The following is a 10,847-nucleotide window of genomic DNA, read 5'->3' as shown; positions in this document are numbered from 1 at the left end:
ATTTTGAGTTCGTCGGGGGAGCTGGCGTATTCGGTGCAAAGCCCGGAGCCGCAGCGGATTCCGCTGGCGCTGGAGAGGACGATGCGCACGAAGTACAAGATCGATACGTACCAGCAGACGTATTTTGTGATCGACAGTTTTGAGCAGTTGTTTGAGATGACTGCGGCGGACTTTGCGCCGATCTATGAGCGGCTGCGGGGGTTGCCGGAGTTTGCTGCGGATGAGCGGGAAGCTGTTGCGGCTTGATTTTTCGAATGAAATTGGCTGCTACCGCTTTTCTATAAAGCACCAATAACTATCATTTTCATAGCATTCAGCGGCCGTACGGGCTGAGCCTCTTGAAGCTTTGGCGTGCTAGTTTGGAAGGCGTGCCTGTGTTCCAGGGCGGAGGCCGGGAGTCGCCCGGCATGCGAGTAACTTTCTTTCGCGTCGCCGAAAGAAAGTCACCAAAGAAAGGGCGACCCTACTGTCTGCGACCCCTTCGCTGCGCTACGGGGCAACCTGGGGTGCTCGGTCACGGGGTGCGCCGCAGAACTCACTGCGCGCTGACGCGCTCCGTTCAAACAACTGCGGCGAGTCAGTTCACGAAGCGCGTGTGTCCTTCGGCACACGCGCCACCCCGCGCCCTGCGCGCCCCAGGCGCTTCCAGAAGGGAACCCGCGAATCGGACATCCACACGGGCCATCGCTGCACTCGGCCCAGCCTGCGCAGCGCGAGGCGCTTGCGCCCACGAGATGGGGCCGAGCGCAGCAAAGGCCCGTGCGGCTGCTTGGCTGTTCGGCTGTTGGATGTTCGACTGCCCAACCCCCTGCTGGCTGCGCCTGCGGCGGGGCGGTTGTGGGGTGGCACGCGCGTCGGAGCGCGCGTGCTTCGTGAACTGAATCGCCGTGGTTGTCCGAGCGGCGCTGCGCAGCAGCAAAGCGAGTTCCACGGCGCACCCCGCAACCGCCCCGCCGCAGGTTTGCCCCTTCGCACAGCGAAGGGGTCGCAGACTGGGGGTCGCCTTTTCTTTGGTGACTTTCTTTTGGCGAAGCAAAAGAAAGTTACTCGCACGCCGGGCGACTCCCGGCCTCCGCCCTCAACAAAGGCATACCACCGAATCAGCACACTCAACAAAACACTGCAAAATCAATAGCTACCAACGCTTTATAGACAGGCGCCAGCAGCCCAAAAAACCAAAGAATCACCCTCAACCTATCTCCTCCAGACAAGCCTTCATCACCCCGGGGTCAAACGCCATCTCCACATGCGCAACCCCTTCCACCAACCGGTGTTCCGCCCCCACCAACGCCGCCGTGGTCGCCGGAAACACGATGTTGTCGCAGTTCGAATACCAGCAGGTAAACAGCGCTGCCCGCCCCGCAGGCTCCGCCCGCTGCAACGCCACCACCCAATCCCCCGCCAAGCTCATCTGCCGCCCATTCACCGCCCGGCTGAAACGCCCCAACCACGTGCCCCCATGCGGCGTGCCCAGCGTCAACACCCGGTGCACCCGCCCATCCGCCTGGTGCGCCCGCAGCCACGCCCGCACCGCCAAGCCCCCCATGCTGTGGCACAACAACACCGGCGCCTGCCCCGTGGCCGCCGTCACTTGGCGCACGGCGTCTTCGATGATGTCGGCGTACTCGTCAATCGAGCCCATCACCGGCTCCAGATTGACCGCCACATAGGCATGCCCCCGCGCCTGCAAAGACGCAAACCACGGCAGCCACAGGCCCCGGTTGCACATGAAGCCGTGCACCAACACCACGCCGCGCTTTCCGGTGGGCTTGGAGGGTAGCCAGTCGGGAACGGACGTGTGGCGAAACGGCTGGCGCCAGCCAAACACCATCAACGCCACCCACACCTCGGCCCACCAGGCACCCACGACCTGTGACAGGCGGGCGCGGGGTGCGGCGTCGGTACGGTTGGTGATGTGCATCAGCACAAACTCCACCGCCATCACCACCAGGTACACACACAGCGGCACCAAGGCACCCAGCACGGCGCGCCAGGGTGAATGGGGCCATTGCCACACCAGCCAGGCGGCCATGGTCAGCAGGATGAACAGGAGCAGGATTCGTTGCCAGCGCGCGATCATGGTGGTAATGGGCAGATGTTGTAATTGACCAGCCGCATTGTGCGGTCTGACCACAGCCCGACACCGCACCCCGCAGAACGCAGAAAGGACCCCGCCCCATGGATGCCGCCCAGACCATCCGCGACTGCATCGCCGACGTGACCGCCCTGCGCCTGCACCGCACGGGCGACCCGGCGCTGGGCGCGGCGGTGGGCAGCGTCAAAAGCCTGCAGGCGCAGCGCTTTCGGGGCACCTATGCGGACCTGATGGGCTCGCCCGCGTTCGGGCCCGCAGCGCAGTTCTTTCTGGAAGAGCTGTACAGCGACACCGACTACACCGACCGCGACCTGCAGTTTGGCCGCATTGCGGGCACGCTGCAGACCATGTTCCCCCAGCCGGCGGTGACCACCGCCGTGGCCCTGGCGGTGCTGCACGCACAGACCGAGGAACTGGACCAGGACATGGGCCGCGCGTGGTTGGTGCATGAAGCCGATGCGGCCAACGTTGCAGACCGCTACACCGCCGCCTGGCGCACCGTAGGCCAGCGCCATGCGCGCCAGCAGCAGCTGCAGCGCGTGCTGGCCATGGGCACTGATCTGGCGCGCCTGACCCGCACCCCCGGCCTGCGGATGATGCTGCGCATGATGCGCGGCCCGGCCAACGCTGCGGGCATGGGCGCGCTGCAGAAATTTCTGGAGGCGGGTTTTGACACCTTCGGCCAGCTCGCGCGCCAGCGCGGCGGGGTGGAGCAGTTTCTGGCCACCATCGAGCAACGCGAGCGGGCGCTGATGGACCAATTGTTCGATGCCGATCCTGTCACCTGCGGGACCCAGCTCGCCAACACACTAGGACAAGCCCGATAGCCCGCAACGCGCCCGCCTTCCACAATCTGTGCCCACCTATCAACGGCATTTGGCGAGCACAAGGAAACAAGCGCATGGAAAAGATCTGGCTCAAGAGCTACCCCCCGGGCGTCCCACACGACGTGAAGCCCGAGCAATACCGCTCTGTGGCCCACCTGCTGGAAGAGTCGTTCCGCAAACACGCACCCAGCCCGTTCTCGGTCTGCATGGACCAGTGGATGACCTATGGCGAGCTGGAACGCCGCTCGGCCGCGCTGGGGGCGTACCTGCAAAGCCTGGGGCTGGAGCCTGGCGCGCGCGTGGCCATCATGCTGCCCAACATCCCCCAGTTTGGCGTGACCATGGCCGCCGTGCTGCGCGCAGGCTACACCTGCGTGAACGTGAACCCGCTGTACACCGCCCGCGAGCTCGAGCACCAGCTCAAGGACTCCGGCGCAACGGCCATCGTGATCTTGGAGAACTTTGCCCACACGCTGGCTGAGGTCATTGACCACACGGCCGTCAAGCATGTGGTGATGGCCTCCATGGGCGACCTGCTGGGCTTCTGGTTTGGCAAATGGATCACCTTCGCCGTGCGCCACCTGGCCAAGATGGTGCCCGCCTACGACCTGCCGCTGTCCAACGGCCGCAAGGTCGTCACCTTCAAGAAGGCGCTTTCGCTGGGCGAACACAAGTCGCTCACACCCAGCCAGGCCACGCTGGATTCGATTGCCTTCCTGCAGTACACCGGCGGCACCACGGGCCTGTCGAAGGGCGCGGTGCTTACCCACCGCAACATCGTGGCCGCCACGCTGCAGGCCGAGGCGTGGTTCACACCGGCGCTGTCCAAGGTGGGTGACCTGAGCAAGGCCAACAGCATTGCCGCGCTGCCGCTGTACCACATCTTCGCACTCACGCTGTGCCTGCTGGCCATCCGCCAGGGCTCCAGCCTCACGCTGATCCCGAACCCGCGCGACATTCCGAAGTTCGTGGCAGAACTCAAGAAGCGCCCCTTCCACATGCTGCCTGCGGTGAACACGCTGTTCAACGCGCTGCTGCAGAACCCGCAGTTCAAGACGCTCGATTTTTCGCACCTGTGCGTGTCGCAGGCCGGGGGCATGGCGGCCAGCGAGGGCACCGCCAAGCAGTGGCAGAAGGTGACCGGCAGCACCATGATCGAAGGCTGGGGCATGAGCGAGACCTGCGCCATCGGCACCAACAACCCGGTGATCAGCACCACCTTCAGTGGCAACATCGGCCTGCCGCTGCCGGGCATCGACATTGCCATCAAAGACGACGAAGGCAACAGCCTGCCCCAGGGCGAGTCGGGCGAGATCTGCATCCGCGGCCCCAACGTGATGGTGGGCTACTACAACCAGCCCGAAGAGAACGCCAAGGCCTTCACGCCCGACGGATTCATGCGCACGGGCGACATCGGCATCATGGACCCGCAGGGCTACACCCGCATCATTGACCGCAAGAAGGACATGATCCTGGTGAGTGGCTTCAACGTGTTCCCCAACGAGCTGGAGCAGGTCATCAGCCTGTGCCCCGGCGTGGTCGAATGCGCAGCCATTGGCGTTCCCGACGAGAAACAGGGCGAGGCCATCAAGGTGTTCATCATCAAGAACGACCCGGCCCTGACCGAGGACGAAGTGGCCAACTACTGCCACCAGAACCTCACCGGCTACAAGCGCCCCAAGTACATCGAGTTCCGCGACGAGCTGCCCAAGAGCAACGTGGGCAAGATCTTGCGCCGAGAGCTGCGCAAGGCCTGATGCCGTTCATAAGGGCAGCGCGCTAACCGCTGCCCCCTGCCACCTCCCCCAGGGCGCTTCGGCGCCCTTTTTGTTGGGCGCAACCCAAGCAAGCCGCCCGCCTGCACCGGGTACTCCGATGTCTGTATCTCCGGGTTATTACTGACAAGCAAACGTTTGCGCAAACGTTTGCTTTCGTTATCATCCCGATCGCGACAAGGCACCGGGCATCCGGAGCCGCTCCTTTTTAGGGGCGCTGCCGGGGATTTCCCTCCACGCTGTCGGTCGCCTTAGGGCGACGCTGAATAAGTCTCCGCGATGCGGCGGGCCCTGGATCGGGATGGACTGCAAGGCGCAAACCAGAGTGATAGCCGTAGCTATCGCGAGGATTTGCAACGCTGCAGACCGTCCTGAGCCAGGGATGCGCCGGGCGCGAGAGGCTTGTTCAGCGTTGCCTCAGTCCACATTCCAACCTGGAGACAAAACCCATGCGATTTACCCGCCGTTCCGTTCAGACCGCCGCCGCCCTCGCCGTTGTGGGCAGCCTGCTGGCCAGCCCTGCGTTTGCGCAGGACAAGCCCAAGATCGCGCTCATCATGAAGTCGCTGGCCAACGAGTTCTTCCGCACCATGGAAGACGGCGCCAAGGCGCACCAGAAGGCCCATGCCAAGGAATACACGCTGGTGGCCAACGGCATCAAGAACGAGACCGACACGGCAGCGCAGATCAAGATGATCGAACAAGCCATGGCGCAGAAGGTCAGCGCCATCGTGCTGGCACCCGCCGACTCCAAGGCGCTGGTCCCAGTGGTCAAGACGGCCATCGACAAGGGCATCCTCGTGGTCAACATCGACAACCAGCTCGATGCCGACGCGCTGAAGGAAAAGAACATCACCGTACCCTTCGTGGGCCCCGACAACCGCGCTGGCGCCAAGCTGGTGGGCGACCACCTGACCAAGACGCTGAAGGCCGGCGACAAGGTCGGCATCATCGAAGGCGTGTCCACCACCTTCAATGCGCAGCAGCGCACCCTGGGCTACCAGGACGCCATGAAGGCCGCCAACATCACCGTGGTGGGCGTGCAGTCCGGCAACTGGGAGATCGAAAAAGGCAACACCGTGGCCGCCGGCATGATGCGCGAGCACCCTGACCTGGTGGCCCTGCTGGCCGGCAACGACAGCATGGCCCTGGGCGCCGTGGCCGCCGTGAAGGCCGCAGGCAAGACCGGCAAGGTGCAGGTGGTGGGCTACGACAACATCGGCGCCATCAAGCCCATGCTGGCCGACGGCCGCGTGCTGGCCACCGCCGACCAGTACGCCGCCAAGCAGGCCGTGTTCGGCATCGAGCTGGCGCAGAAGGCCCTGGCCGCCAAGACGCCGCAGAACCAGTTGCCCGCCACGGTGAAGACGGATGTGGTGCTGGTGACGAAAGACAGCAAGTAAATCCGAGAGCGGCGAACAAGGCCCTTCTGGCGTTGTTCGCCGCTCAATAGATAACCACCGCCCTGCAGCCGCCCACTTCAAGCCCCCATGCCCAGTCGCTCGCCCGCTCCTCAGTCCCCGCCCTTGCTCGCCATCCAGGCAGTAGGCAAGGACTACACCGCCACCGTGCTCGATGGCGTGAACGTGGAGCTGTTTGCGGGCGAGGTGCTGGCGTTGACCGGGGAGAACGGCGCGGGCAAGAGCACGCTGTCCAAGATCCTGTGCGGGCTGGAGCAGCCCACGCGCGGCGGCATGCAGCTGGCGGGGCAGGCCTACGCCCCCACGTCGCGCCGCGACGCCGAGCGCCACGGCGTGCGCATGGTGATGCAGGAGCTGGGCCTGGTGCCCACGCTCACCGTGGCCGAGAATTTGTTGATGGGCCGCCTGCCGCACCGGCTGGGCTGGCTGCAGCGCGATGTGCTGCACGCCGCCGCCCGCGCACAGCTGGCCAAGATCGGGCTCGACAGCATCGACCCCGCCACACCCGTGTCGCAGCTGGGCATTGGCCAGCAGCAGATGGTGGAGATTGCGCGCAACCTGCAGGACGACACGCGCATCCTGGTGCTCGATGAACCCACGGCCATGCTCACGCCGCGCGAGACCAATTACCTGTTCGAGCAGATCGCCCACCTCACCGCACGTGGCGTGGCCATCATCTACGTGTCGCACCGGCTCGAAGAACTGCGCCGCATCGCCGACCGCGTGGCCGTGCTGCGCGATGGCCGCCTGGTGGACGTGCGCCCCATGGCGGGCATGAGCGAGGACGACCTGGTGCAGCGCATGGTGGGCCGCGTGGTGAGCGACCTGGACCACCGCCCGCGCCGCCCCGTCGGCCCGGTGGTGATGAGCGCCGAAGGCCTGGGCCGGGGCACCGCCGTGCAGGACGTGAGCCTGGAACTGCGCGCGGGCGAGATCTTTGGCATTGCCGGGCTGGTCGGGTCGGGCCGCACCGAGTTGATTCGGCTGCTGTTTGGCGCGGACCGGGCAGACCGGGGCATCGTCACGCTGCACCCGGAATATGAACAAAAACAGGTCCTAGCGCTTGATGGACAAGCGCAACAAGCTATACAAAACATAGCAGACCAGAAACCAGCGGCTTCCCAGGCCAAACCCCGCACGATTCCCCGTGGTTTCGCGTCCCCGCTGCAGGCCATCGCCGCCGGCGTGGGCCTGGTCACCGAAGACCGCAAATCCCAGGGCCTGCTGCTGTCGCAGCCCATCCGCATCAACGCCACGCTGTCCGACCTGTCTGCCATCTCGCGTGGCGGTTGGCTGCAGCGCGGGCTCGAAAGCCGCCTGGTGCAGGGCTTTGTGCGCACGCTGGGCATCCGCTGCCGCAGCCCCGAGCAGCCCGTGGGGCAGCTGTCGGGCGGCAACCAGCAAAAGGTGGTGTTCGCCCGCTGGCTGCACCGCGAGGGCCGCGTGCTGCTGCTGGATGAACCCACGCGCGGCGTGGACGTGGGCGCGCGCGCCGAGCTGTATGGCGAGCTGGACCGCATGGCCGCCGAAGGCCGCGCGCTGCTCATGGTGTCGTCGGACCTGCGCGAACTCATGGCCATGGCCGACCGCATCGGCGTGATGAGCGCGGGCCGCCTGGTGGCCGTGTTCGAGCGCGGCGAGTGGTCCGAGCAATCGCTGCTGGCGGCCGCGTTCTCCGAGCCCGGCGGACGCACCAGCACCACCCCTTCAACTTCTTCTCCTGTGACCGCATGAACGCCCCCACCGCATCTGCCGCGCCCGCTGCGGCGCCTTCCTCCGCCTCGGTCTGGCGCAGCCAGCTGGGCACCTACCTGGGCCTGCTGGCCGTGCTGGCGGGCATGGTGGCGCTGTTCTCGTCACTGTCCGAATACTTCTGGAGCGCCGAGACCTTCATCACCATCGCCAACGAAATCCCGGCCCTGGCCGTGATGGCGGTGGGCATGACCTTTGTGCTCATCATTGCGGGCATCGATCTGTCGGTGGGCTCGGTGATGGCACTGGCCGCCGCCACCTCGGCCGCTGCCATCCTGCAGTGGGGCTGGACGGTGCCCGCTGCCGCCGCGCTGGCACTGGCCACGGGCCTGGTGTGCGGCACCATCACGGGCACCATTTCCGTCGCATGGCGGCTGCCCTCGTTCATCGTGTCGCTGGGCATGCTGGAAGCCGTGCGCGGCAGCGCCTACGTGGTGACCGACTCGCGCACGCAGTACGTGGGCGACGCGATCTCGTGGCTGTCGGCACCCTTCTTTGGCGGCATCTCGTTCGCATTCTTGCTGGCCGTGGTGCTGGTGGTGGTGGCGCAGCTGGTGCTGTCGCGCACCGTGTTTGGCCGCTGTGTGGTGGGCATTGGCACCAATGAAGAAGCCATGCGCCTCGCAGGCGTGGACCCGCGCCCCATCCGCGTCATCGTGTTTGCCATGACCGGCCTGCTGGCGGGCCTGGCGGGCCTGATGCAGTCGGCCCGGCTCGAAGCCGCCGACCCCAACGCCGGAACCGGCATGGAGCTGCAGGTGATTGCGGCCGTGGTGATTGGCGGCACCAGCCTCATGGGCGGACGCGGCTCGGTGGTGACCACGGCCTTTGGCGTGCTGATCATCGCGGTGCTGGAGGCGGGCCTGGCCCAGGTGGGCGCCAGCGAGCCCAGCAAGCGCATCATCACGGGTTTTGTGATCGTGGCGGCCGTCATCGTGGACACGCTGCGCCAGCGCCGCGCCAGGGTCTGAGAGACTGATTTCGCATCCAGCCCCCCACCAACAACGACCTCATTCTTCTTTTCGCATGGCTACTATCAAGGACGTTGCGCGCCACGCCGAGGTGTCGGTCACCACGGTGTCGCACGTGGTCAACGGCACACGTCGCGTAAGCCCTGAGGGGCGCGAACGCGTGGAAGCCGCCATCCGCGCCTTGGGCTATGTGCCCAGCGCCATCGCGCGCAGCCTCAAGAGCAACAACACGCGCACGCTGGGCATGCTGATCCCCAACAGCTCCAACCCCTACTTCGCCGAGATCGTGCACAGCGTGGAAGACCGCTGCTTTGGTGCGGGCTACAACCTCATCCTGTGCAACACCAACGACGAGGCGCACCGCCAGGGCACCTACCTGCAGGTGCTGGCCGAGCGGCGTATCGACGGGCTCATCGTGGTCTCCACCGGGCATGACGCCACGCTGGCCACGCAGCTCGCGGGCCTGTCCATCCCCACCGTGCTGGTAGACCGCGAAATTGAACTGGCCGAGCAGCAGCCCTGCGACCTGGTGGAAACCGCCCACATGCAGGGCGGCCTGCTGGCCACGCGCCACCTGCTGTCGCTGGGCCACCGCCGCATTGCCTGCATTGGCGGCCCCGACGGCATTGCCCCCAGCGAGCAGCGCATTGCCGGCTGGCGCACGGCCCTGGCCGACGCAGGCTGCGGCACCGGCGAGGGCCTGCTCTGGCATGGCAACTTCACCAGCCAGGGCGGCTACGAAGCCATGCACGCTGTGCTGCGCGCGCCCGAGCCGCCCACCGCCGTCTTCGTCTGTAACGACCTCATGGCCATGGGCGCGCTGTGCGCCGCACACGAACGCGACCTGCGCGTGCCCGAGGCGTTGTCCATCGTGGGCTTTGACGACATCGAACTGACTGCCTTCACCAGCCCACCGCTCACCACCGTGGCCCAGCCCAAGCAGCGCATCGGCGCGCTGGCGGTGGACATGCTGTTGGAGCGCATCGACGGCAAGCGCCAGGACGCACGCAAGGTGATGCTGCAGCCCGAACTGCGCGTGCGCGCCTCCACGGCCCATGCGCCCGGAGGTACGGCATGAGCACCACCCACACGCCCCGCATCGCCGTCGTCGGCAGCCTGAACATGGACCTGGTGCTGCAGGTGCAACACGCGCCGGGCCCTGGCGAGACCGTGCTGGCCGACACCCTGCACCTGGTGCCCGGCGGCAAGGGCGGCAACCAGGCCGTGGCCTGCGCGCGCCAGGGCGCCCAGGTGGCCTTGTTTGGCCGTGTGGGCGACGACGGCTACGGCCACACGCTGCGCGCCGGGCTCGACGCCGACGGCATTGACCACAGCGGCGTGCAGACCGATGCGCAAACCACCACCGGCGTGGCCGCCATCACCGTGGAGGCCACAGGGCAGAACCGTATCGTGGTCGTGCCCGGCGCCAATGGCCGGTTTGTGCTCGATGCCGTCGCGCTGGGCACCGCACTGCAAGGCGCAGGCGGCCTGGTTCTGCAGTTCGAAACCCCGCTGCCCCAGGTGCTGGCAGCCGCCGCGCAGGCACATGCGGCGGGCTGCCCCGTGCTGCTGAACCCCTCACCGATTCAACCCCTGCCCGATGCGATGTGGCCGCTGGTGCACACGCTGGTCGTGAACGAGGTAGAAGCCGCCGCGCTGGCAGGCCAGAACGTGACCACCCCCGCCGATGCCGCACAGGCCGCACAGGCGCTGCGCGCCAAGGGCCCCGCCCAGGTGGTAGTCACCCTGGGTGCGGCAGGCGCCGTGGCCGCCGATGCTGCGGGCAACCGCTACCACCCCGGCCTGGCCGTGCGGGCGGTGGATACCACGGCAGCGGGCGACACCTTCCTGGGCGCGCTGGCCGTGGCGCTGGCAAGCGGCGAGCCGCTGGATGCCGCCGTGCGCGAGGGCATCCGCGCTTCGGCGCTGTGCGTCACGCAGCCGGGCGCCCAGCCCTCCATCCCCACCCGCGCCGCCGTGGCGCACAGCCCCCAACCGCCCGCCTG

At 66.6% G+C, this 10,847-nt stretch carries 8 protein-coding genes and 1 pseudogene; 8 read left to right on the top strand and 1 reads right to left on the bottom strand.

What is annotated here, in order from left to right:
• Nucleotides 1-246 (top strand): annotated as a pseudogene (locus NFX52_RS27635) (phenylalanine 4-monooxygenase); the annotation flags it as partial.
• A gap of 943 nt (nucleotides 247-1,189) precedes the next feature.
• Here NFX52_RS27635 and NFX52_RS27630 read toward each other — a convergent pair.
• On the bottom strand, nucleotides 1,190-2,080 hold the full coding sequence (locus NFX52_RS27630; protein ID WP_055396480.1) for an esterase/lipase family protein: 891 nt from the start codon (nucleotides 2,078-2,080) through the stop codon (nucleotides 1,190-1,192).
• Nucleotides 2,081-2,178: 98 nt separating this feature from the next.
• On the opposite strand from NFX52_RS27630, the gene NFX52_RS27625 reads away from it, so the two are divergent.
• From NFX52_RS27625 to rbsK, 7 genes are all read left to right on the top strand, one after another.
• Nucleotides 2,179-2,922 carry an FFLEELY motif protein gene (locus NFX52_RS27625; protein WP_055396478.1) on the top strand — a complete coding sequence of 248 codons (744 nt, stop codon included), beginning with the start codon at nucleotides 2,179-2,181 and terminating at the stop codon, nucleotides 2,920-2,922.
• A gap of 74 nt (nucleotides 2,923-2,996) precedes the next feature.
• Complete coding sequence (locus tag NFX52_RS27620) at nucleotides 2,997-4,679, top strand: AMP-binding protein (RefSeq protein ID WP_055396476.1); 1,683 nt, start codon at nucleotides 2,997-2,999, stop codon at nucleotides 4,677-4,679.
• Nucleotides 4,680-5,146: 467 nt separating this feature from the next.
• Nucleotides 5,147-6,100 carry a sugar ABC transporter substrate-binding protein gene (locus NFX52_RS27615; RefSeq protein ID WP_055396474.1) on the top strand — a complete coding sequence of 318 codons (954 nt, stop codon included), beginning with the start codon at nucleotides 5,147-5,149 and terminating at the stop codon, nucleotides 6,098-6,100.
• An 87-nt stretch (nucleotides 6,101-6,187) separates the two neighbouring features.
• Entirely contained in the window at nucleotides 6,188-7,852 is a 1,665-nt protein-coding gene (locus tag NFX52_RS27610) for a sugar ABC transporter ATP-binding protein (RefSeq protein ID WP_055396472.1), read from the top strand.
• A complete protein-coding gene (locus tag NFX52_RS27605) occupies nucleotides 7,849-8,841 on the top strand; it encodes an ABC transporter permease (RefSeq protein WP_055396470.1) in 993 nt (330 codons plus the stop codon). The genes NFX52_RS27610 and NFX52_RS27605 overlap by 4 nt, the downstream gene beginning before the upstream one ends.
• Nucleotides 8,842-8,896: 55 nt before the next feature.
• A complete protein-coding gene (locus NFX52_RS27600; protein ID WP_055396468.1) occupies nucleotides 8,897-9,919 on the top strand; it encodes a LacI family DNA-binding transcriptional regulator in 1,023 nt (340 codons plus the stop codon).
• Nucleotides 9,916-10,847 (top strand): ribokinase (rbsK, locus tag NFX52_RS27595; protein WP_252635918.1); only part of this gene is annotated, 932 nt, incomplete at its 3' end. The genes NFX52_RS27600 and rbsK, both read left to right, overlap by 4 nt.

The organism is Acidovorax facilis (assembly GCF_023913775.1).
Taxonomy (GTDB): domain Bacteria; phylum Pseudomonadota; class Gammaproteobacteria; order Burkholderiales; family Burkholderiaceae_C; genus Acidovorax; species Acidovorax facilis.
The sequence above is the reverse complement of the archived record's forward strand: the minus strand, read 5'-3'. Positions and strand labels throughout refer to the sequence as shown.